20 protein-coding genes are annotated in these 22,329 nt (G+C 35.6%); 7 read left to right on the top strand and 13 right to left on the bottom strand.

The genetic code is table 11. From position 1 onward, the window contains the following. Nucleotides 1-3: 3 nt before the first annotated feature. The 4 genes from P0Y62_07700 to P0Y62_07685 are packed head-to-tail and all read right to left on the bottom strand — an operon-like array spanning nucleotide 4 to nucleotide 3,889. Nucleotides 4-1,050, bottom strand: a complete 1,047-nt coding sequence (locus tag P0Y62_07700) for an efflux RND transporter periplasmic adaptor subunit (GenBank protein ID WEK71437.1) — start codon at nucleotides 1,048-1,050, stop codon at nucleotides 4-6. A 4-nt stretch (nucleotides 1,051-1,054) separates the two neighbouring features. After that, on the bottom strand, nucleotides 1,055-2,425 hold the full coding sequence (locus P0Y62_07695; protein ID WEK71436.1) for a TolC family protein: 1,371 nt from the start codon (nucleotides 2,423-2,425) through the stop codon (nucleotides 1,055-1,057). Nucleotides 2,426-2,470: 45 nt separating this feature from the next. Then, nucleotides 2,471-3,079, bottom strand: a complete 609-nt coding sequence (locus tag P0Y62_07690; protein ID WEK71435.1) for a TetR/AcrR family transcriptional regulator — start codon at nucleotides 3,077-3,079, stop codon at nucleotides 2,471-2,473. Nucleotides 3,080-3,124: 45 nt separating this feature from the next. Then, a complete protein-coding gene (locus tag P0Y62_07685; GenBank protein WEK71434.1) occupies nucleotides 3,125-3,889 on the bottom strand; it encodes an SDR family NAD(P)-dependent oxidoreductase in 765 nt (254 codons plus the stop codon). A 620-nt stretch (nucleotides 3,890-4,509) separates the two neighbouring features. Between P0Y62_07685 and P0Y62_07680 the strand changes: the two genes are divergently transcribed. Together P0Y62_07680 and P0Y62_07675 are read left to right on the top strand one after the other, a co-directional pair. Beyond that, a complete protein-coding gene (locus P0Y62_07680; protein WEK71784.1) occupies nucleotides 4,510-5,424 on the top strand; it encodes an NAD(P)/FAD-dependent oxidoreductase in 915 nt (304 codons plus the stop codon). Nucleotides 5,425-5,738: 314 nt separating this feature from the next. Beyond that, nucleotides 5,739-6,494 (top strand): NAD(P)-binding domain-containing protein, encoded by a 756-nt coding sequence (locus tag P0Y62_07675; GenBank protein WEK71433.1) that lies wholly within the window; start codon nucleotides 5,739-5,741, stop codon nucleotides 6,492-6,494. Between the two features lie 79 nt (nucleotides 6,495-6,573). Here the strand turns inward: P0Y62_07675 and P0Y62_07670 are convergent, their stop codons facing one another. The 3 genes from P0Y62_07670 to P0Y62_07660 all read right to left on the bottom strand — a co-directional run bounded on the left by P0Y62_07670 (nucleotide 6,574) and on the right by P0Y62_07660 (nucleotide 8,266). Then, on the bottom strand, nucleotides 6,574-7,284 hold the full coding sequence (locus tag P0Y62_07670) for a TetR/AcrR family transcriptional regulator (protein WEK71432.1): 711 nt from the start codon (nucleotides 7,282-7,284) through the stop codon (nucleotides 6,574-6,576). Nucleotides 7,285-7,443: 159 nt separating this feature from the next. Then, nucleotides 7,444-7,803, bottom strand: coding sequence for a DoxX family protein (locus P0Y62_07665; GenBank protein WEK71431.1), 360 nt, complete (start codon nucleotides 7,801-7,803; stop codon nucleotides 7,444-7,446). 22 nt (nucleotides 7,804-7,825) lie between these two features. Next, nucleotides 7,826-8,266, bottom strand: a complete 441-nt coding sequence (locus P0Y62_07660) for a nuclear transport factor 2 family protein (protein WEK71430.1) — start codon at nucleotides 8,264-8,266, stop codon at nucleotides 7,826-7,828. Nucleotides 8,267-8,438: 172 nt separating this feature from the next. Here P0Y62_07660 and P0Y62_07655 point away from each other — a divergent pair, with 172 nt between their 5' ends. Continuing rightward, nucleotides 8,439-8,837, top strand: a complete 399-nt coding sequence (locus P0Y62_07655; protein WEK71429.1) for a helix-turn-helix domain-containing protein — start codon at nucleotides 8,439-8,441, stop codon at nucleotides 8,835-8,837. Nucleotides 8,838-8,982: 145 nt separating this feature from the next. Here the strand turns inward: P0Y62_07655 and P0Y62_07650 are convergent, their stop codons facing one another. Both P0Y62_07650 and P0Y62_07645 read right to left on the bottom strand, forming a co-directional pair. Then, on the bottom strand, nucleotides 8,983-11,496 hold the full coding sequence (locus P0Y62_07650; GenBank protein ID WEK71428.1) for a hypothetical protein: 2,514 nt from the start codon (nucleotides 11,494-11,496) through the stop codon (nucleotides 8,983-8,985). Between the two features lie 77 nt (nucleotides 11,497-11,573). Then, the gene (locus P0Y62_07645) at nucleotides 11,574-13,586 is read right to left on the bottom strand and encodes a hypothetical protein (GenBank protein WEK71427.1); all 2,013 of its coding nucleotides are present in this window, start codon (nucleotides 13,584-13,586) and stop codon (nucleotides 11,574-11,576) included. A gap of 240 nt (nucleotides 13,587-13,826) precedes the next feature. Here P0Y62_07645 and P0Y62_07640 point away from each other — a divergent pair, with 240 nt between their 5' ends. Further along, complete coding sequence (locus tag P0Y62_07640; protein WEK71426.1) at nucleotides 13,827-15,506, top strand: phospholipase D-like domain-containing protein; 1,680 nt, start codon at nucleotides 13,827-13,829, stop codon at nucleotides 15,504-15,506. 383 nt (nucleotides 15,507-15,889) lie between these two features. Here P0Y62_07640 and P0Y62_07635 read toward each other — a convergent pair whose 3' ends face one another. From P0Y62_07635 to P0Y62_07620, 4 genes are read right to left on the bottom strand one after another with little or no spacing between them, the layout of a single operon-like run. Then, nucleotides 15,890-17,482 carry an MFS transporter gene (locus P0Y62_07635; protein WEK71425.1) on the bottom strand — a complete coding sequence of 531 codons (1,593 nt, stop codon included), beginning with the start codon at nucleotides 17,480-17,482 and terminating at the stop codon, nucleotides 15,890-15,892. Further along, nucleotides 17,482-18,528: an HlyD family secretion protein gene (locus P0Y62_07630; GenBank protein ID WEK71424.1), complete on the bottom strand. Its 1,047-nt coding sequence runs from the start codon at nucleotides 18,526-18,528 to the stop codon at nucleotides 17,482-17,484. Before P0Y62_07630 ends, P0Y62_07635 begins: the two co-directional genes overlap by 1 nt. 10 nt (nucleotides 18,529-18,538) lie before the next feature. Next, nucleotides 18,539-19,873, bottom strand: a complete 1,335-nt coding sequence (locus tag P0Y62_07625; GenBank protein ID WEK71423.1) for a TolC family protein — start codon at nucleotides 19,871-19,873, stop codon at nucleotides 18,539-18,541. Then, nucleotides 19,873-20,106: a hypothetical protein gene (locus tag P0Y62_07620; GenBank protein WEK71422.1), complete on the bottom strand. Its 234-nt coding sequence runs from the start codon at nucleotides 20,104-20,106 to the stop codon at nucleotides 19,873-19,875. The genes P0Y62_07625 and P0Y62_07620 overlap by 1 nt, the downstream gene beginning before the upstream one ends. 91 nt (nucleotides 20,107-20,197) lie before the next feature. Here P0Y62_07620 and P0Y62_07615 point away from each other — a divergent pair, with 91 nt between their 5' ends. Genes P0Y62_07615 through P0Y62_07605 form a run of 3 tightly spaced genes read left to right on the top strand, consistent with a single transcriptional unit; the run spans nucleotide 20,198 to nucleotide 22,212 of the window. Further along, a complete protein-coding gene (locus P0Y62_07615; protein ID WEK71421.1) occupies nucleotides 20,198-20,980 on the top strand; it encodes an AraC family transcriptional regulator in 783 nt (260 codons plus the stop codon). Between the two features lie 44 nt (nucleotides 20,981-21,024). Continuing rightward, complete coding sequence (locus tag P0Y62_07610; protein ID WEK71420.1) at nucleotides 21,025-21,789, top strand: AraC family transcriptional regulator; 765 nt, start codon at nucleotides 21,025-21,027, stop codon at nucleotides 21,787-21,789. 36 nt (nucleotides 21,790-21,825) lie between these two features. Next, nucleotides 21,826-22,212: a VOC family protein gene (locus P0Y62_07605; GenBank protein WEK71419.1), complete on the top strand. Its 387-nt coding sequence runs from the start codon at nucleotides 21,826-21,828 to the stop codon at nucleotides 22,210-22,212. Nucleotides 22,213-22,329 lie beyond the last annotated feature (117 nt).

The raw sequence follows: 22,329 nt of genomic DNA, 5'->3' as shown, positions 1-22,329 counted from the left end.
GAATTATTTGATTATTTTAATGATGGACTGTTCGTTGAGATAGGCACTGTTTGAAATGACAATGTTATTGGTTCCCTCAAGCTGACCTGTTAGATAAACTTTATCATTGTCAAACTTTTCAATATTGACCGGCAATTTTTTGACTTTATTGTTGCCAATTGCCGTAAATACAAAGGCTTTTTTTCCATCTGCTTCGACCAGTGAACTGTAAGGGATAACAATAGAAGTTTGCTGTTTGTCCGTGGCAATTTCTGCCTTACCAAACATACCAACAGCAGGTACAATACCTTGAAGGTTTAGTTTTAATTCGACCTGAAAGGAACCGATTTGTTGGTCAGCAGACTGTAGCTTTCTTAAAACATTTGCCTGGAAAACTTTATCAGGATAACCGTCCAGTTTAACTTTTGCAAGCTGTCCTATTTTTACTTCTGCCCACTGCAGGTCCGTTACGCCAACTTTTAGTAGATAGCTGGCATTTTGTTTTACCGAGTTGGTCAAAAGTACCGGCATACCACCACCAACAACTTCGCCTTCACTGGCAATTTTTTTGGCTACAAAGCCATCGGAAGAAGCATAGATCTTTGCATAACGTTCATTAAACGCAACGGCTTCCGTTGCCTTTCTTGCGACTTCAAGAGCTGTCTTTGTATTTTGTAATTGCTCAAGGGTAAAGACGCTATCCCTATAAAGATTGGTTGCCCGGGTATAATCACGTTGTGCCTTTTCTACACCCAATCCCGATTGAGCGACACCGGCTGCGATCTCTGTTGTATTCAGCGTTGCCAACAGTTGACCCTTTCTGAAAAACTGTCCTTCATTCACTAGAATACTGCTAATAACGCCACCTATCTTGAAGGAATAATTAGTCTCCTCTTCTGTACTTACCAGACCCGTAACCTGTATGGAACCGGATGTATTTAATGAGGAGATAGGGGATACTTTGACTGGTATAATATCAGGTTCACCAATTGGACTTTTATCTTTTGGTTTCTCATTGCAGGATAGAAGAAATAAGCCTGAAATAAGAAGTACGAATTGAATCTTTTTCATTTTTTTATTTTTGAATGTTAAAACTAGCTGCGGCACGTTCAATGGCCGAATAGGAAATCCATGTATCAAAAAGGGCAATGTTTGCCTGGAGCTGGGAGTCGACCCATTGATTTTGGGCATCCAGCAATTCGATATAAATGGCCATGCCTTCTTTGTACATCAGTGCTACATCTTTGTAGTAGGTCTGACTTGTCGCCAATTGGCTCTGCGCGGCCTGGTATTGTGCAATGGCGCTGAGCATATTGGCCTGACGGACTCTGAGTTCGGTCAATAGTTGTTGCTCGACATATCCTGTCTGGGACTCAATAGCGTGTTGCTCTGCAACGGCCTGTTTTATATGATTGGTATTTTTACCCGATGCAAAGAGATCCCATTGTAAGGAGACTCCCAACAAATAGTAACGGCTCTGCTTATTGAATTTCCAGTCAAAAGCCTGCGAACCCAGATCCATGCTGGCGCCAATTTTTGGGATGAGGTATGATTTTGCCAGCCCGGTGAGATCTTCATTGATCCCTTTTGCAATTTTAAGTTTGGAGAGTTCTTCACGAGCGGAAACATTGTCCATAAGGGACAGATCCTGCTCAGGCAAAGTCGTGATTTCCTCCACCGCAATACTGTCCGATAAAGGCCGGTTCAGTAGAAAATTAAAATAGAACTGCGCGGACTCTTTTGTTTTTTGAGCCGTGACTATTGAAGCATCTATTTTAGAAACTTCATTTTTACTGCGGATTACTGCTGTGCGGTTGATCTTGCCATTGTCAAAAAGCTTTTTATTCACGCGTTCCCCTTCAAGTACGAGTTTACGATAGGAGAGGTAGATCTTTTCGGCATTGACAGCTTTCAGGTAATTATAATATGAAGTTTTGATTTCTTTGACCAGCTCACGTTTATAGAGCAGGACCTCAGTTTTTTGAAGGTCGATCTGCTTGGATTTGATTTTTTTGTTATAGCTGATTTCCGCATTTAAGATCGGCTGGGTAACACGGAACTTTGCATCGTAAAAATTATCTGGATTAAGCTGTTCATTGCGGTTTTGAAGCTGAGGAAAAGCGCTTGTTCCTGTGAGTTGATTTAATGTAGAGTAGACATTATTCAGCATATCACCGACTGGAATATCTATAGTACGGCCGCCATCTGCTTTGGTATAGGTAGTCGAAAAGCTGACATTGGGCTTAAAAAGGCTTTTAGCCTCGCCAAGAGCATATATGCTCTTTTCAAGCATGAAATTCTGCTGATGAATGCTCTGGTTTGACTCAAGACCTTCTGAAATGTAGAGGTCAAGTCTGCTTTGTGCACTGATCTTTTGCGCAGTGATAAGCGATATAGCCAATAAAACCGGCCATAAAAATTTTCGATTATGAAATTTATTAATCATTGTAATATTTTTAAACACTGTTCAATAATAGGGTAAAAAAAAGGCCTAGCCCTTTTCAAGCAAAGCAACAAAACATTCGTAGCCGTTTTCCATAAGCTCATCGTCTGTTTTGTCTACAAAATTTGCCATACGATCCTTACAAAATAGAGCACATATGCCATGCATTGCAGAAATAATCATAAATGTAAAATAGTCGGTGTCCATATCTTTAAATCTTCCCTGTTTCTGGCATTCAGATATCACAGCATGTAGATGATTGATGGCTTCCTGTGCTATTTGGAACTTACCTTCGGTAGGGGCTTCCACGGTTTCATTTACCATAAACATAAGATTATAATAATCTTTGTTCTCCTGTGCAAATTTAATGTATACACGGCCAGTCGCCTTCAGGCGTTCAAATGGATCTGCGACACTGGTCAGTACTTTTAGTTGGTCTACCAGTAATGTGAAGCCCTCATTGTGAAGTTCCTGAAAAATTTCGCTTTTATCTTTAAAATGAAAATAGATTGTGCCTGGACTATAATTGATTTCATTGGCAATATTGCGCATACTTGCTTTTTCATAGCCTTTTTCAAGAAATACCTTTCGTGCCCCGTTAAGGATTCGTTGATGCATTTCCTGTTTTTCTTCCTGTTTTCTTTCTGCTATACTCATTTTATGATCACTATGAATCGTTAAAAATTTTTGTTTGGAATCCTTCTATGAATGGGGAATTCCGGGACTTATTTTACCCATAATATTAACTGCGGCTTTCCTACTGAGTAATCTGAAACCAAAGAGCATCATTCTGTTTTTAAACCCCTGAACAATTCTTGGTTTGCTTCGATTATTTAATGCATTTATTAGTTCCTCAGCCACTTGTGCTACCGAAGAGACAACAAATTTAGGAAATGCACTGGTTTCCCTTCCTGCATTGTGGTGGAAATCCGAGTCCGCAGCCCCTGGATTGAAGCCTGCAACAAATATACCCTTATTTTTAAATTCGTACCACAGCGATTCAGAGAAATTGGCTACAAAACTTTTTGTTGCGGCGTACACAGCTCCTCCTGGTAATGATGAATGTGCTAGGAGCGAAGCTATATTGATCAATGCATCGCCAGATTTTGCATGCTTTAAAAATGCATAGGAGAGGGAAACAAGCGTTTCCATATTGAGTGTCATCGTTTCGAGCTGATCTTCTAATGGAATTTCAACGAATTTACCATAAGTACCTGTACCTGCATTATTGATCAAGAGGTCATACTTATTTTCTGTTAAATGCTTACTGAGATAGACTATGTCTTCTTTGTTTGTTAGATCAAGGGGCAGGATCTGATGACGGTCCCGTCCTAAAGACTCTTGTAGGGAACCTAACTTTTCTTCGTTGCGTGCGACCAGGGTCAGATGATATCCCTTTGCTGCCAGCCGTTTTGCAACCTCCTTGCCAATACCTCCACTGGCTCCGGTTACTAATGCTTTTTTCATTTTATAAAAAATTTAAATTATTGATGCTGCAAATTTATTGAACACTGTTTAATAAACCAAAAAATATTGTAAAAATTTATTATTTATGACAAATCTATTGATGAATTTATTTATTAAAAACCTTTAATTGAGGTAGTTAAATATGATTCCATAATGATTTTCAACTTTTAATTCCAAATTTTGTTTGGATCTAAATTTTTAATACATTTGAACGATGTTTAGTGACTGTTATTTATAGAAAATAATCTTAGATCATTTAAAGTACATGTATGGAAACAGGCAGACCAAAATATAAATATCATATCAGTTCACGCCATTCAGGTAACTTAATAAAGGGGCAGGTAAATGAAAGCGGTCTGGCGGAAAAGTATAATGCAACCTATATTGGTGTTAGCGAGGATCAATTAAAGAAGATGTATGACAGCCCGTCCATCGATACTGAAAAACTTATTAAATTATCAGAATTACTGAAACATAATATTTACGATGGGATTGCCTCACAGGGCGTGCTTATTGAAACGAAAAAAATATCAAGACGAGAACTAATCAAACAGGGTGGGATTGCTTTATCGGCTTTAGCTTTACCTTTAACACTAACATCATTTTTAAATTTTAATGAAATGACAGATAATAAAAATTTTGACGTAATTATAGTTGGTGGAAGCTATGCAGGACTTTCGGCAGCTATGGCTTTGGGACGTGCTTTAAGAAGTGTTCTAATCATTGACAGTGATTTGCCTTGTAACCGACAAACACCTCATTCACATAACTTCATTACCCAAGATGGCGAAAAGCCAAACGTTATTGCAGAAAGGGCAAAAAAGGAAGTATTAAAATACGACACCGTAAAATTTATAAATGATAGTGCCGCTAGTGTATCTAAAACTGAAAAAGGATTTGAGGTTTCAACTCAATCTGGAAAATTGCTCTCAGCTAAAAAATTGGTTTTTGCAACTGGCTTAAAAGATACCATGCTAAATATCAAAGGGTTTTCTGAATGTTGGGGTATTTCAGTGCTTCATTGTCCATATTGTCACGGATATGAAGTAAAGGATCAAAAAACAGGAATTTTTGCAAATGGATATGGTGCATTTCATTTAGCTCGACTTATCCATAACTGGACAAAAGATGTAACGATATTTACCAATGGAAAGTCGGAATTAACACAAGAACAGACGGATGAAATCAAAAGGCATAATATTTCAATAGTTGAAAAGGAAATTACCTCATTGAAACACAAAAACGGAGTCGTTGAAGAAATCATATTTTCAGACAATTCGACTTTTGGGTTAGAAGTTATCTATTCAAGACCTCCATTTGAACAACATTGTAAAATCCCGGAATTATTGGGCTGTGAATTGACAGAGCAAGGACTTATCAAGGTTGATTCATTTCAGAAAACTACAGTGGATAACATATACGCCTGTGGGGACAATACCAATCCTCTTCGCGCTGTATCCTATGCTGTATCAACAGGGAATAATACTGGGATATTTTTAAATAATGCTATGGTAGAAGAGGATTTTTTAAAATAACAATAATAGCTACCTATACTGTAAAAGTGGCGTTATATGTTTGGCACAACGAAAAATCGGGGTAGAATAATACATTTAGGTATGTTGGCCAAAGAATTATGCTGGTATCGCACGCAAGTTCGCAAATAAAGATCAGTTGGCTATAAATGCAGATGAAAACTTTCTGTGAATGAAAACGATAATTCTTCAATGCTTAACGCAAGAATTAGTTCAATTGTAAAAATATCTTCCTTCTTAGGTTTGCAAGCTGCGCCGGGCTCATCTATACAGCATATATTGGAAGTAAATTATAACAGTATATTAAAATTATAAATATGAAAATAGGAATAATAGGTACAGGTGCCATTGGAGGTACTATTGCCAAAAAAATGTCACAAGCTGGTCATGAAGTTAAGATTGCAAATTCAGGTGATCCTCAAAAACTGAAAGCACGTGCAAATGAGTTGGGGACTGTGCCATCCGACATCAATAATATTGCAAAAGATGTTGATGTACTCATATTGTCTGTTCCGACTACGGTTGTTCCAGAATTATCTGGAGATTTGTTTTCAGGAAATGATGATTTAGTTATCGTAGATACTACCAATTATTATCCATTTCGTGATGGTGAAATTGAGGAACTAAAAAATGGAAAGGTTGAAAGTGTTTGGGTTTCTGAAAAAATAGGACGCCCTGTTATTAAAGCCTTCAATAATTTATTGGCGGAAACGTTGATTAATGGTGGAAAGGAGCAAGGCGAGGAAAACAGAATTGCTATGGCTATTTCGGGTGACGATGAACAAAGCAAAAAATCTATATCCAGTTTGGCTAATGATGCAGGATATGATGTAGTGGATGCAGGATCTTTATCGGAATCTTGGAGACATCAACCAGGTACACCGGCATATTGTACTGAACTCGACGTCAAAGATCTCTCCAATGCACTTTTAGATGCAGATAAGAATAAGGCCGCAGAAATCAGAGATTTTGTTATCGCTAAATTTATGAATGGCAATGGGCCGGCTACACACCAAGGACTAATAGAATTAAACAGATCTCAGTTTGCAAAGAATCCGAAGACTACAAGCTAAATTATAGAAGTTTTCTTGGTAGTGTTTTCTTAGGAAAATACTACTATTTTTTATGGATTTGATCTAATATGACATAGTATTACTTCTGTTGTTCCCACTTTTCTAAAGCTTCATTTGCCTCATATAAATTGATTATTTTCTGTTGGGCTGCGATAACCGCTGCTTGATGTGCTATAGTTTCCTGTTGTTGTTTGATTTCTTGCGCTTGCAAGCTTATTTGATTATCTAAGATATCTTTATTTACCAGATTAGCCATAACAGACTGCTTAAGACTATTGAGACTTTCGCGCCCTTTACCCAGACGAGATAAAATAGGTAACATGGCCAGAATGTTCAAGATTTCCATGGATTTATCTTGCGGCTCTTGCGCAGTTACAAAGTGATTTTTGGTTATTCCTTCTACAATTACCGATGTAAGCCAATCAGCAAGAAAATCATAAAATTTCCCTACTTCCAATTTGATATTTGGGTCTATATCGTTCATATCCGAGGAAATAGAAACAATTGGGCACATCTGGCCTTTATCTGCTAAATCCACATAAAAGTCGATCAGTAGAGAAAGTTTTTCCTGTGGCTTCTTCTCCGATATTGTTTCAAATAAAGCAGTTTGAATATTTTGAGAATAATGTATTATTTCGATGATAAGGTCTGATTTGGTCGGGAAATAATAATGTATGGAAGAAGTTTTAATTCCGATTTCGTTTGCAATGTCATGGAAACTGAAAGCATTAAAACCATTGTTGGATAACAACTCTGCTGCTGTATTGACTATTTTCTCTTTTGTTGTCATAATCTATCTACTAGTAGGTAGATAAAGATAGGATTTTTTATTGCAAATAGATTAGCTGAATTTAATTTTGTTTAATACAAAAACAGAATCTTACATAATATAAGATCCTGTTGTTAAGGTTATATAGTATGATTAATACTTCATCCTCCAAGGCCGATTTTAACGATTCAAAGGTCCCAAAAATAAGGATCGGTCTTTTAAAAATGTTGTAACCCAAATCAAGGCTAAAGGAATTCCAGGATTAAGCATTGAACCGTCATGGGATAATTCTGTTGCCATTGCACCTGCAAAATAGCAGCTCAGCAAGATAAAGCCGATACGCATCGTTTTTGGAATTAGAAAAAGAATAGCAAATGACATTTCCATTAATCCAAGTACTGTGGCAGAATTTGGCAAATTGAATTTAACCAGACCAGCGACAGACCAGGGCAAATGAATAGCTTTCATTAGACCACTTGTAATAACCATTATTCCTACGAGTACAGTCAGCGAAGTAGTGATGATTTTATTTGTTTTCATTTTAGCTACTTGATTTTAACGATCAATTGTTTAGTGTTCTAGTCTCGATTATTAGAAAATGTCCAATACGTTCTTTTATTAGCCATTTACCGTTTTGATTGATATAAACGTCTTCATACTTTACGCTGTAATCTGTGACAATATCTTTCCCTTCATTTTCCCTGATCATTTTAAGCTGTGAAAAAGAAATTCCTGTAGCATTATTTCCATCTATTTTTACTGTATGCTGCCCATTTAAGGTGAAATAGGTTTTAACCTCTGCTGCATGTATGCTAAATTCCTTTTTCAATGTTTCTGTTCCGGTTGTACTGGCCACCTCGATCCCGTTCATATAGACTTTATAGGTAGCATCTGGAGTAAATAATTCCATCTGTTCATCTAACTTTTTATCATCACCTAAATAGGCATAAGCATCTACTAAATCCCTTAATTCCTGTCTTGTTTTCAAATTCTCTAATGACATAATTCTGTTTGTTTTATTGTTTAAAAATTATTTTTAATAAGCACAGGATCAATTGTTTTGCAAATTGAAGATTGCTTTTTAGCTCCTGTTTGTTTGACAAAATTACCGTATATTTGCTAACAATTTATTAGTTGTTACCTAAAGGTTAGGAAGTAATATTATAGTAGTAAGTATGAAAGAGAAGATAGAACCTGTTCAGAATAGTAAGGAATTTTCCGATGATTGCCACAAACTACTGGCTTCGGTAAGTGATGCCATGTATGCCATTGGAGGAAAATGGAAACTCATGATCATCATTGCGATGGCAAGGGGTAATAATCGGTTTACAGAGCTACAGCGAATGGTGAAAGGGATCTCAGCAAGAGTTCTCTCCAGTGAGCTTAAGGAACTGGAAATGAATGGATTTATTATCAAAAAGGTTTCCGTAGGATACCCGGTTTCTATTACTTATGAACTACTTCCGTATAGTGAAACGTTGGAGGAAGTTGTTGGTGCTTTATCAAAATGGGGAACGCTGCACCGAGAGAAGATAAAGAGTGATATGTCAAAGGATAATTCGGCAAAACATTAGTATTTGATGATCTAAGTTTCAAGGATAGGTTTAGTGTAGAGGATAATTGCATCACCATCAATTTTTTAGGTTTCAGTTCGCTGTGAATAAATCCAATGATTTTAAATCTTCAATATATTTTTATATAAGTAAAATTTAGAGGCTTTTATGGTTTCTTATCATATAGGATATCAATGATCCTTTGTCCTAATTTTACCCGATCATTATAGTCAGCAAAATTGAATCCTACAAACATAGCTGATCTAATTTCTTCTCTGTGCAGATTAGTTTGCATTGAACTATTTATATCGGCAAATATTGAAATCATATTTAGATTAGGATTTGTATTTTTAAATATTCCGATATATTCTTGAATTTTTGACTGCTCAAATTCAACAAGCGCATAGTCGAGCTGTTTACCTGTTAATCCATCCAGTATGACAGTTTTGCCATTAGGAGTGACGAAGCTACCTGTTAATTCACCATTAATAATAGAAGTACCATTTTGAATGTTTCCGACATAAAGAAACTCATTTCCGCCTTTAAGAAATTGTAAAGTAGGTTTAAATGAAAATACATCCCCTAAATTATCATTAATATCCTCCACATATTCAATTACGCCTAATTCAGTTGCACTTGTTACTAATGAGGCTGCTTTAAACCATAAACATTTATCGCCGAGTTTTTCATCCATGATAGCATAGTTGAGATTTCTTTCGGAAATTCTTTTAACATCAGTCGGAACATAAGGCAGATAAGGAATAAAAGGAATATCGAAGGATGGTAGATTGGGAGCTTCGTTTAAGTTTCCACTTTTCTCGATCCTCATTGCCGATGCTGCTGTTAACATTGCATTTGACATACCTTCAAATCCCCCCAGTTCCAATGCTTTTGCATATCGTAAATATTCTTTTGACTTATTTTTATATTGGTTTTTTTCACCGGGATTCCAAGTTATCGTTTCTGATTTTAAGAATTCTTCGGTTTGTTTATCTTCCCGATCTATTTGGCTTTCCAAGGTGCCAGGATGGAGTAACTTATCTTCTACGGAAGACAGAACCTCCCATTTATAAGTCGGTAAATCAAATTCTATCTTTATCTTGGGCAGAGCAACTTTAGAAACCTTTATATTTTTATTTACCTCAGCAACTTTTACATTTTGTTTTATAATTTCTGTATTTCTTAATCCTTGGTTAGAAAAGGCAATTTTTGTGGCTTCAGCAGAGTTTTTAACAACATCTTTTGTCCTTTCCATCAGGTTTGTTCTTGTCTTTCCAATTTGACCTTGCCCTGGATTTCTACTATCTCGAATAAATGCGCCATCAGTACCTCTTTCCCAAACCCCAGAACCAGATGTTGAATAATTGTCTTGTACAGGAGTTGCACCAGTGGAAAATGGCCATTTAAGTGCCAAACTTAATCCATCATCATAATAAGCGCTTAATTTTAGATTATTATTTTGGACATAAGATCCCACTTCCAACAATGCTAACTCATTTGTTAAGCCCAATAATAACTGATCGTTAATAGCCATTTTATTTTGAATCCCATTTTCAATTTGGATTTTATTCTTTAATTGATTTTCAGCAAAGGTTTGATTGTCTTTGAAAAATTTTAAATGATTGTCCAGATGCTTATTAAGTGGGTGATATAACGGTTCAGACTTAGTGTTTTTAACAACCTCTTCCATGTTTTTACAAATATTCTGAATGTTGTCCAAAGTGATAGCCGTCTCTAAACTTTTATTATTGTAAGTGACTTGATTTTTGAGATTAGTAACATAGGTTCGAGATTGCATAATTTCTCTTGCTCTTTTACTGATATAGAATAATGATTCTGGTGAAAAGGAGTTTAGGTTTACAGAATTAAATCCAGATTTTACCCTATCATCGAGCAAGCTTGTTTCAAAAAATTCCCTATAGTTTTGAAGGGCGATGTAAGCAGAATGGATGTTTTGATCTAAAGAATCTACATGGGATTTTAGACTAGTATGTTCTTCTTGATATAGTTTTTTGACAGTTTCAAATGTTGTTTTGTAAATTCTAAAGCAAGTCGTGTCAGAAGGCAGTTTTGATGGTAATAAGTCAAGAGCCTCTTGATATTTTTTGGCTTGCTTTTTATAATTTTTATCATCCACATAGGAGTTATAGATGTCGAATAGAAAAAAGCCCATATTGGTTGCATTCTCATTTTCCTGCCCACCTTCTGTTTGCGAAACCGATACACTGATGGACATTTGAAAATCCGGCTTCGTCCCTCCAATTGAGTTCATTATAAAAAAATAGGGAACCTTATCGAGTTCAAGATTTTTAAATGAAACAAAATCTAAAGTCTGATCTAAACTTTTTAAATTTTGTATGGACACTTTTGTCATTTCCTGTTGCTGAGAAAGTTTAAAACAAAGATCTTTTGTAAAACTGACAGCCGAAGCTAATTCAGCTATTTGGGAAGCTGATAAAGTACTATTCGGATTGGAAAGTGAGTTTTTTAATAAGGTTACCAACCCTACATTTTTATGCAATTGGTTACTCGCATCAGAAAGTACCGCATAAGTTTTATTGGCATTATCTCTGGCTTTATCCAATGTAATTTGGAAACCATTTAGCGATCTTCCTGTAAAATCAGGCGTAAGCTGGTCATAAGAAAGTTTGTATGCATCTTTCTTTACAAAATCCATCATATCACTCCCAAACGTGTATTCAGTTTGGGAATAAGTTGGGACGTAAATTAAGAGAAATAGGAAGGATACTAAGAATTTCATAAGCTTAAAAAATTTAAAATCATTTCACCCTTTCCATCTAAATCTTCCTTTTTGACAGATAATAGAGCTAGGCTGTTCTTAGAATTTTCCTGAAAGGATTTTCTTAATCCGGAGCTTAAACTCATAATATTATCATTTAAGTATTTGCCTAGTTTTTCTTTTGAGCAATACTGGGCCAGTTCATAGATAAGTCCTTTTACCTGACTAATTTTGGCTAGATAATTATTTATATTTTCAGATTCTAGAATCTTCAATGCTTCATCCTTTTTATCGATTGCACTTGCTAGTTTTTCAGCCTGTTGTCGGACTTGTTGATCAGAGCTTGATAGGAAAGGGTCTAGTGCATCAGGAACATCAGAATCTAAAATAAGTTGATAGACATAATTGGTAAAACTACTGTTAAAATAAGATTGTTCTGCAAGGCTTTTCATCGCTTGTCGAAGTTCTCCATTTACAACATCTGGAGCTCTTGCTTCAAGGAGTTGTTCTGAATATAGTCTTCTTGCCGTAGTAGCGTCATGTACTATACCTTGACCACGGGAAATATCTTTTTGGGCTTTCATAGCTCCCAAAATCTTTTGGTACAGATTCAGCCTTGTTTCAATATTACAGGACGGTAATTTTTTGTGCTCCTCGTGTGCATATATAATTTTTAACCCAAAGGCAGTATGTAAGTCCATTGTACTATATACATCCAATCGACCAACTGCTCTACTAAAATCGCTTTCGCCTCCTTCATAAATGGTATCAATAATAACTCCTTCTCTATATACAAATAATTTATTCGATCCCAGATCATTTCCTTCAGAACTGGTACCTAAATTTTTTACTCTAACTGTATGGTAAGCTCCCCAGCTTAATGTATCTGATTTGGGTATGGATATTTTGAACTGTTTGTCCCAACCGCTAAAATGTTCGATTCTTTTAAGGTTAAGGTCAAAAAGCACTCTGGACATTTTTGCAGGTTTTGAATCAAAAATCTGAAGTGTAAAAGGTACTATTGTGCCTTGCATTAAGATCGAAGTATTTCCGAAAACGGCGTCGTTTGCTGCGTTAGTCTTTACAATTTGATCAAATTTTTTATCATTTTCATTAGGTCCTGGTATTGTAATTCTTGTATCGGGTAATTTCCAAGACCTGTTAATAGTTAAGGCTTTGCCTTGAGGATCAAGATCAATCAATTGTTTTTTTACCATCAGTCCAAGCAGAAAGTCTTTGTCTTCAACTTTATTGATTTTAATTACATCTAAATTTGGTGCATATCCATTTTTCGCCAAAATCTCAAAAATAGCTCTATTGTTCGTTTCCAAGGCTAAATTGGCAAATTTATCACCTTCTTCGAGTTTTCCTTTAAGATCCCCATTGACAAGATATTTTTTGAGTAGCCAATCTGTTGAATTATTCTTGAGATCCAGTTCCAGTATAGATTCTAAAGTGTATTCAGCTAGAGCTTTTATCATTTGGTCATTTGGAAATGTAATATTCAATTTTTCAATCAGATAATCAATACTCTTTTGATCAGGATTTCTATATTCTATATCAAAATCGATGGAATCTTCAGGAGTTCTATTTGCTATCACCTCAACGATCGATAATCTTGAAGCTTCTGTTATAGGACTTAAAAGATCATATTCCAGATAATCATCAATTTCATCCGAATTCATCTTGTTTAATGCTGCTTTTATATTTACAGGGTTTCCTACGAAAACAGAAGTATGATAGATGTTTTGGTTCAGATCTTTAGTTCGATCCAATAAATCCTGAGTAAGAACCTCATTATTACATAATAGAGAAATATCTAGTAGGCTGAAGTTTTGATAAATTGGTTTTTGAACATCTATTTTAGCGGAATCCACAAGTTGGATTACCTTAGCATTTTCTTTATTTATTACATGATTGATAACCTTATCCTGAATTGATATAATTTGACCTTTAACGCCGAATATTCCACATAAGAAGATTATGCAATAGAATATTAAGGTTCTTGATAGAATTATTAAAGAACTCATAATTTAAGATTTTAGGTTAATAGCTTTTTATGACTCAGCTGGCTGAAATCATCTACTTTAAAATTAACATTTTTTTTCAATTCAGGTCAATAAAATAATTGAGGTTTGATAAAATAACGATTTTTCAAAATATTGCTAGATATGAGTTTGTTATATGTTAAATTTTAAATCAATAACAAAATGTTTTTTTTGAATTGTAATCTAAATTTTCTGTAAATTTAGGGAGCTAAAAACCTGATTATGAGAATTATTAAAGCAATCTGCAACAGTGATGATGTTGAAATCATCTGGAAATATCCTAAAATAGATAATTGTTTAGGTTTTGCCATTCAGAGGGAGAAGGAAGTTAATGGTACTTCGCAGCTTTCCTGGGTCAAATCCAGTGTTGGTTTTGAAGATGAACCACATATAGACTTTGAAATGAAGAATACAACCTTATGGCCCATCCAGAAATATATGTGGACGGATTATCTGGTTGATAGCGGTGATACTGTAAGATACAGGGTTATTCCTATGATTGACCAAGAGAACAATCTTGTCCAGGATGGGAATAATATAAGTGACTGGAGCAATTGGGTTACCTTAAAGGCCAAGCCAACAGATGCATTTTTTAATAGAGGGCTTGTTTCGTCGCAATTTGTTTCTCGAAAATTGATAAATTTACCAGAAAAGGAGCGAAAAAAAACGTTGGACCAACATCTAAATAATGAGAAATCTCCGCTCCGAAAATTAATGGGAGGGGAATTGCTCAATGCAATTTACCGTTTTCTTGATGAACCTTGCATAAATGGAAACGAAGATATCCATCTTTTTGCAGCGTTATATGAACTGAACGATGCTGTATTGATTAAAAAATTAAATGCAATCGGTAAAAGGGCAAACATCATTCTTGCAAATGGGGCATTTGGTGATAAAGATTTAGATCCCCAGAAAGAAAATGCGGATAAATTGGATAAAACTAATCTTATACGGAGAATTGTCCGTTCTCCCCACTTCGCACACAATAAATTTGCAATTTTGGCAAAGAAAAATGGCGAAAATTATGAACCGTACAAAGTTCTGATGGGCAGTACAAACTGGACTCACAATGGGCTATTTACTCAGGTCAACAATGCTGTGGTTATAGAGGATAAGGAAGTTTCAGATTACTATTTTCAGGAGTGGCAGAAAATAAAAGAAGATTGCGACCAAAACGGGATTGGCTTATATGGACAAGCATTCAAAGCATTTAATGCCACACCTAAAAGCAATAAGACCGGAAAAATAGAGACCTGGTTTACCCCAACAAAAAAAGCTGCAGATATGGAAGAGGCAATGCAGCTGATCGATAATGCCAAGGACGGGATCCTGTTCCTAATGTTCAAGCCTGGAAATCTCAAAAGCGCTGTCTTATATCATAAGATCTATGAGCGTGCCAAGGAGGAGAATGCCCCTTTAATTCATGGGGTCATTAACACTGATCCAGGTGGTAAAGATGATCCAACTATCCAATTTGTGGATAAAGGTAAGAAACAAAGCGGAAGCTTTTTATTTGCGACCACACCTGAAAATTTAAAAGAAGATTTTGGCTTCTGGAAAAAAGAACTCCCCAAGCCTTCTGTAACCATCCATAGTAAAATAGTACTCATCGATCCGTTCGGTGATAATCCGATATTAATAACTGGTTCACATAATATGGGACTTAAAGCTAGTGGATCTAATGATGACAATCTGAATATTATCAGGGATAATCCTGAATTGTGTCAGAGTTATGCTGTTCATATGCTAGCTATCTATCACCATTTCAGATCACGTTTTTACCGTTCGAAAAAGGGAGCAAAATGGAAAGGACTTATCAGAGAAGACAGGTGGCAATCCTGGTATGATGGAGGTAGTTATAAGAAAGAACTTGATTTCTGGATGAAAAGTAATCCGAAATAATACTTTTTCAAGTACATTAAATATAAAAAATAAAAATAGCGGGTTACAACTAGGGTAGACCCGGTGATTTATAAACAAATTCGTAAATAATGTTACTAAAATTCTTACGAAATCGTAACTTAGTAATATAAATTATTAGTTTGTGAGCAATTGGTACCTTCTTGTCCCCCCAAAAGAAATTATTGCCCTTAAATAGGGTATGTCAATTTTTTGTATCGGGAAATAATTCGAGTTTTAATATTTCTTTTATTTTCTATTCCGTATACAATTAAGTATGGACATTTAAGTATATCATTACTAATAATAAATCAAACGGTATAAGTATATGAATGTACAATATTAAGACTCTTCGATGAAAAATTAAAATGATATTCAAAAATTTATCAGTAAGGAACCTGATTCTTTTTTAATTTTAAAGATACCTTTTTGATCTGAGGCGAAATAATCAGAATAAAAATTACCAAAATAATTCCGATTAGCATCAGATTATAATAATCACGGGTGGCACGAGCCAATATCTGTTGTCCCACCATTTTATTAAAATGACCAGTAGAAATGACCTTTGAAGTATACATGTCGTTGCCCGCTGTCGCAAATTGATTTTGGATATTCAGTAAAGTAACAGGAAGTTGTGGATTAATTTCTGTTATGGATTCCCTCACTTTTTCTCTCACTGCTGACTTTGCAAATAACTGAAGTTCGTTGCCGAATGCCAGACTTGCAGTAAAACCAATGAACCTCGCCAATATTCCGATGAGTGATGCATTGACGGCAATGGACTGAGGTGCTGATGAATTTGTAAATGATACTATCGGAACAAATAATACGCCTGTTGCAGCGCCATACATAAACATAGGAAATATAAAATCAATGGTTTCTCCCTGTACAGAAACGAATAATATCATATAGACATAGTACAGCGCCATCATCACAAAACCTATAATAATGATTTTGATGAGGTTGAAGCCCAGCAATACAAATCTTGAGGTAACGAACATACTTATCACAGTTCCTACGACCACAGCAGTCCATATTGGAATTGTGCTGAGTGGATCATTACCTAGAATGACTTCCAGATAGCCATAAGCAAGTCCTGTACTGCCCTTGAAAATGTAGAAGGTAAAAAGCAATAATAGTCCGATAACGAAATTCTTTGCCTTAAAAATCTGCAGGTTGATCAATGGCCGTTTCAGTTTTAGCTCTCTGACGATAAATGCCGAAAGAATAATTAGGATGAACAATATTAAAATAACTAGTAATGGGCTGTCTAACCATCCCAATTGTCGGCCGTATACAAGGATATATCCTAATAGTAATATCAATGATGCATATAAAAAATAGCCCATCCAATCCAACTGGTACAGCGGAATTTTTTTGGTAAATCTTGCTTTACCGTTCATCGTTAACAGCACAACAAATGTCAAAATAATGAGTACCACAGTATATCCGTAAAATAACCAGTTGTAATCAAAAAAATGAAGAACTAAACTTGTATAGATGGAATATAGTGGTGCAGCGATCTGTATACTTCCGTAAAGAAGGCTGTAAGCAATAACCCGTGCACGCAGAGAATGTAATCTAGGAAAAATTAACTGTAAGACGATGCCTGAAATCAAAGCACAGGTGATTCCCTGAACAAATTGACACACCATAAACAAGGTGTAATCTTTGAAATGAAAACAGATCACCGAACATACCGCATTAAGAGCAAATGCTGTCAGCAGGTATTTCCTTATCGGAAAATATTTTACAATACGAATATCCAGTGCCAGAAAAGAGACCGTTGAACCATACAAAACTACCATTCCAAATTGCACATCAGTAGGTTGTACACCATAATAACCCATCGCTGCAACAGGACTGCCATAAAAAGCGAATCCGAACAGGCAAGTCATCAGAATGATGAATATGATGGACCTTGCCATCCATTCTATTACCCAGGATTTGAAAACCGGTATTTTATGAGCCTGCATCATCAATCTTTTAAAATATAAACATTGGCATTCATTCCTGCAGAAAGTTTTTCCAATCTTTCGGGCTTATCAGTCAGTTTGATCCGAACCGGAATCCTTTGGGTGATTTTAACAAAATTACCCGTTGCATTATCGTGAGGAATCAATGAATAGCGGGAACCTGTCGTCGGTGAAATTGATTCGATCACACCCTTGAATTTTTCATTCGGAAAAGCATCCACTTCTATAGAAACGGCTTGTCCTTTCTTGAATTGGCCAATCTGTGTTTCCTTAAAATTAGCTATCACCCATTTTTCCTCTGCTTTGTTGACTAAAAATGCCAATGTCTGTCCTGGCTGTATCAGTTGTCCTTCCTGAATGGTCTTTTTACCAATTTGTCCGTCAAAAGGTGCTGTAATCACCGTATACCGAATGTCCAGTTCCTGCCTTTGAAGCAGTGCTTCTTTGATCTTTATCTCTGCCTGTATGGCATTACGCTGCGCTCTGAAATCATTTAATTTAGATTCGGCAACCTGTAAAGAAGCTTTGGCCTGCTCATAATCAGACTGCGCGATTGATAAAGAGGCATTGATGTTGTCGAATTTCTGTTGTGTGGCAGACTCATCAGCCAATAGATTTTTATAGCGGTCAAATTCTTTTTGCTGTTGATTTAATCTTACCTTAGCGCTTGTCAATTGGGCTTTGATAACTTCAATATTTTTAATTTGTGTTTCTTCTGTGGCTGCCAGAATTGGTAATTTTGCCTGCGAGCTCATCATTTCCGCTGATGCTGCATTTCTTTTCAGTCCATATTCGTCCAGTTCGATCACAACAAGCGTATCACCTTTTTTAACCTGTTGATTATCTTTATAATATATTTTACTGATATAGCCGCCTACTTTTGCGTTGATGGGAGATAAGTACGCATCTACCTGCGCATCATTGGTCTGTTCATAACGGTATCCTTTTAAGAAATAATTTATTCCCCAAACAATTGCTCCGATCAATAAGGCGATGCCGAACCATTTGGTAAGATTGACGATTATTTTATCTGTTTTATTTTTATTCATATTTTTTGTATTAAAGAATTCCTACGATCGCCAGTAGTCTGATATGAGTGAGTTGTACGTTTGTTTGTGCTGTGGTTAAATTAAATTTAGCTTCCAGTAAAGCATTTTCGGCTTCTAAAAGATCGGTCAGCAAAGATTCCTGGTTGAGGTAGCTGCTTCGGATCACCCGAACAGTTTCCTTGGTTTTCGCGATATTTTTTACAGCTGTTTCTACACTTTCCAGCGCCTGCTGCTCTTGCAGACAAGCTTCTTTTACCTGAAGGGAAATTTCATCCTTCCTGATCTCTACCTTTTCTTTTGCCTGATTATTGGCCATCTGCAAATGGGCGATCGAATGTTTGCTCTTGTACAGATTATCGATAGAAAACTGTATTTTAATTCCCGTCTGACCAAAGCCCCACAGATCATTGGAATATGGATAAAAAGAAATCTGCGGATAGGTATAATTATAATTGGAGTACAGGGAAATTTTGGGCAAAATTGAAGCTTTGACCTGTCTAGTGTTCAGTTCACTTAGTTTTATGTCACTCTTAACCATCTTATATTCAGGTGAATTGTTAAAAGCGATATTTAAATAATCATTGTAATCTGAAGGTTTGATAGACTCCGATTCAATAAGATTCTGAGAGCTGATGGCCAATTCGGCTTCATTTTCACGGCCCATCAGGATATTGAGTTGTTGTTTGGCGATGGCGATCTTTTTATCAACTTCCGAAAGATTGAGTTCCAGTTGCGATAATTTGACAGAAGTTCTCAGTACATCACTCTTCAGCACGATTCCGTTTTTGTGGAGACTTTCTATCAGTGATAGTTGTTTTTTTTCTGTTTCGATTTCGGCATCAAGAAAATCATAGAAGTGCAGCAATTTATACAGGTCGAAATAAACTACTGCAACATTGTATTTTACATTGTGTTTTTGCAGTTCAAATTCATATCCTTTTCGAGTTTCTTCTTCCTTCTTTATGGCGACATTTCTTCTGTCCTTTCCACCATTAAACAAATTAAAATTTAAGTTATATCCTACACCGTAACCATATCCTTTTACAGGTACATCCTGAGGAGAAGAGAATAATCCGTTGTTATAGATCAGAAATTTGGAATTAAGTTTAACATCTCCGCCCAACGAAAGTTCCGGTAGCAAACGGTCTTTGGCTTCCAGTACTTCTAATGCACTTTGTTGAAGGTTTAGGTCAGAAAGTTTTATCGTACGATTATTAGCTTCGGCGACTTTCCACATTTCGTCCAAACTAAATGGTTGGACGTTTTCGGTATGCTGTGCATTAAGAGATTGTGGCCATAAGAAAAGCATTATGCACAAAATTGAGACTGTTGTAAGGTATTTCATCAATTTTTATTTTTAACAGCTAACCATTTTTTAACCATTTTCTTCAATTCATCAAAGACGAACGTTACATCGATCATTAGCATAAAAGGACCGGCATATGAGTAATTGCCGAAAAACCGGTAGAGAACATTTATATCAATTTTCTTCTCGGAAGAGAATGATTGATTATCAGAATTTTTGTCCTGTATTTCCAACCCGATCCGTTTATGAAGTTTTAAAGTGTTGTTTTTCATAATGACTCCATTTTTTTATAATAGCAAAATTATCTAAGAAGACTTATTGTTATTTTGTATAATTAGCCTAATATTTGTTATATTTGGCCATATGGAAATTCTCAGTCAATTAATCAACATTGTTGATCAAAACCCTGATTCAATTTTGGTAATGAGGCAGCAGACCGAACAGCGATTGCCTTCACATCAACACGATAAAGCTCAGCTGTTATTGGTTTATGGCGGGATTGCTTACCTGCAGACAGAAGAAAAGGATTTTTATATTCCTTCCAATCATTATATCTGGATCCCCAAAAATTATCCTCACAACCTGATGTTTAATTCGCAGGATTTATATATCATTAATATCTATTTTCCGAAAGACAATGAAAGTGGTTTTTACGATGAATTAGGAATTTATCCGGTAAGTAAACTGTTATCAGAAATGCTTTCATTTAGTGAGAAATGGCAAGGCGATTATGACAAAAGTTCTTTTGAATTTGAATTTTTATCAATGCTAAAAAAAGTGCTTTCAAAAGAAAATCTTAAAAAGTTTTCGATTCAACTCCCAACGACAGACGATCAGCGGCTGAATACGATAACCGACAGCGTCAGAATGCGCTTAAATGAAAACCTCACTTTAGAAGACACTGCAAAGCGATCTGGAATGAGCATAAGAAGTCTGACCAGATTATTCCAAACAAAACTCCACATCACTTTCATTCAATATATAAAAATGTTGAGGATTATTAAGGCTATGGAATTAATAAAAACCACCGATCTGAATATGACAGAAATAGCTTATGAGGTTGGATATTCCAATATATCGGCATTCAGCAATAATTTTTTGCAATTAACCAATATGCGTCCTTCAGAATTTAAGATCTCGTCTTAAAACCATTTATTTTATAATTTTGCAGGTATTAAGATGTACAGCAGATGAGCTTTAATGTGAATCAATTAGAGTATTTATCACTTAAACCCGACAATTCACTTACGGATATAGTGGAAAGTATCTGGATGGTAAAAAATTATACTGATGAAAAAAGAGAGGGAATCATCGTTCCGGACGGTAAAATAGATTTATTCCTTTTTGCCGGGAAAGATGAGAATTTTGAAATTTTTTTATCAGGTATCTGTACCGGACCTATTGTAAAGCCTCCATTTCCAAGATCGACTATGTTTGCCATAAGCTTTCATCCGATAGCTGCTGAATATATTTTTAAGCGGTCTTTTGCAGATTTAAGGGACAATAAGCAAATTTTATCTTCAGATTACTGGGGATTTTGTAAAAACGATTTAGCGAATTTTGAGCAGTTTTACAAAAAAGCCTGCGAAACTATTAAGGCAAAACTGGAAAAGGAAATTGATGGCCGTAAAAAGAAATTATTTGAGTTTATTTATTTATCAAAGGGAGAAACGACGGTAAAGGAATTATCACAAAAAGTTTCTTGGAGCAGCAGGCAAATGAATCGCTATTTCAATACCTGGCTGGGAGTATCACTAAAATCATATATTAATATCATTCGTTTTTCAAACTCATTGAGGCAGCTGAAAAATGGCGACTTTTATCCGGAACTTAATTATGGCGACCAATCCCATTTTATAAGAGAAGTGAAGAAATTCGCAGGAGTGAAACCCACGATCTTAAATAAAAATGAAAACGACCGATTTATCCAATTGAACCTGATTCCTGAAACCTAATTTTGTTTTATCAATAGAATAAAAAAAGATAACAAAATGAGTTTAAATCATATAAATCTGGTCGTAAAGGATGTAGATAAGGCTGTGCATTTGTTTGCAGATTATTTTGACTTCAGCATAATCGTAAACCGTAACAGTAAAATGGCAGTGCTGGAAAACGGCAATCAATTTGTCTTGGTTATTTGGGGACAGGTATTGAATAAAAAGGAAGATATACCGGAATACCCGGAGAATTTCCATATTGGATTTTATCAGGAAAATCAGGAAGCTGTTTGGAATGTTTACAGAAAACTCCAAGCGGAAGAAAACTTACGATTGGAAGCAGAACCTAAAAATATCAGAAATACATTCGGATTCTATTTCTTTTTTGAAAATCTGATGATAGAGATCAGTGTGAATCCGTTTAAGGAGAGTATTGCTTGATTTTCCGCTAAAGACTACTTGAAACCGGCTTATTGGCAACCGACAATGTTGATATTGAGAAGTTCTTTGGAAAGATAAGAAATCTAATAGGACTATTCCTAATTCATTATTAAGATA

Origin of the sequence: Candidatus Chryseobacterium colombiense (assembly GCA_029203185.1) — a bacterium.
Taxonomy (GTDB): Bacteria; Bacteroidota; Bacteroidia; order Flavobacteriales; family Weeksellaceae; genus Chryseobacterium; species Chryseobacterium colombiense.
Note: the sequence above shows the minus strand (reverse complement) of the source record. Positions and strands in the feature narration are given on the sequence as shown.

Coding starts and splice junctions, on each gene's coding strand:
- P0Y62_07700 (WEK71437.1), bottom strand. CDS start 1,050: ATGAAAAAGATTCAATTCGTACTTCTTATTTCAGGCTTATTTCTTCTA.
- P0Y62_07695 (WEK71436.1), bottom strand. CDS start 2,425: ATGATTAATAAATTTCATAATCGAAAATTTTTATGGCCGGTTTTATTG.
- P0Y62_07690 (WEK71435.1), bottom strand. CDS start 3,079: ATGAGTATAGCAGAAAGAAAACAGGAAGAAAAACAGGAAATGCATCAA.
- P0Y62_07685 (WEK71434.1), bottom strand. CDS start 3,889: ATGAAAAAAGCATTAGTAACCGGAGCCAGTGGAGGTATTGGCAAGGAG.
- P0Y62_07680 (WEK71784.1), top strand. CDS start 4,510: ATGACAGATAATAAAAATTTTGACGTAATTATAGTTGGTGGAAGCTAT.
- P0Y62_07675 (WEK71433.1), top strand. CDS start 5,739: ATGAAAATAGGAATAATAGGTACAGGTGCCATTGGAGGTACTATTGCC.
- P0Y62_07670 (WEK71432.1), bottom strand. CDS start 7,284: ATGACAACAAAAGAGAAAATAGTCAATACAGCAGCAGAGTTGTTATCC.
- P0Y62_07665 (WEK71431.1), bottom strand. CDS start 7,803: ATGAAAACAAATAAAATCATCACTACTTCGCTGACTGTACTCGTAGGA.
- P0Y62_07660 (WEK71430.1), bottom strand. CDS start 8,266: ATGTCATTAGAGAATTTGAAAACAAGACAGGAATTAAGGGATTTAGTA.
- P0Y62_07655 (WEK71429.1), top strand. CDS start 8,439: ATGAAAGAGAAGATAGAACCTGTTCAGAATAGTAAGGAATTTTCCGAT.
- P0Y62_07650 (WEK71428.1), bottom strand. CDS start 11,496: ATGATGGATTTTGTAAAGAAAGATGCATACAAACTTTCTTATGACCAG.
- P0Y62_07645 (WEK71427.1), bottom strand. CDS start 13,586: ATGAGTTCTTTAATAATTCTATCAAGAACCTTAATATTCTATTGCATA.
- P0Y62_07640 (WEK71426.1), top strand. CDS start 13,827: ATGAGAATTATTAAAGCAATCTGCAACAGTGATGATGTTGAAATCATC.
- P0Y62_07635 (WEK71425.1), bottom strand. CDS start 17,482: ATGATGCAGGCTCATAAAATACCGGTTTTCAAATCCTGGGTAATAGAA.
- P0Y62_07630 (WEK71424.1), bottom strand. CDS start 18,528: ATGAATAAAAATAAAACAGATAAAATAATCGTCAATCTTACCAAATGG.
- P0Y62_07625 (WEK71423.1), bottom strand. CDS start 19,873: ATGAAATACCTTACAACAGTCTCAATTTTGTGCATAATGCTTTTCTTA.
- P0Y62_07620 (WEK71422.1), bottom strand. CDS start 20,106: ATGAAAAACAACACTTTAAAACTTCATAAACGGATCGGGTTGGAAATA.
- P0Y62_07615 (WEK71421.1), top strand. CDS start 20,198: ATGGAAATTCTCAGTCAATTAATCAACATTGTTGATCAAAACCCTGAT.
- P0Y62_07610 (WEK71420.1), top strand. CDS start 21,025: ATGAGCTTTAATGTGAATCAATTAGAGTATTTATCACTTAAACCCGAC.
- P0Y62_07605 (WEK71419.1), top strand. CDS start 21,826: ATGAGTTTAAATCATATAAATCTGGTCGTAAAGGATGTAGATAAGGCT.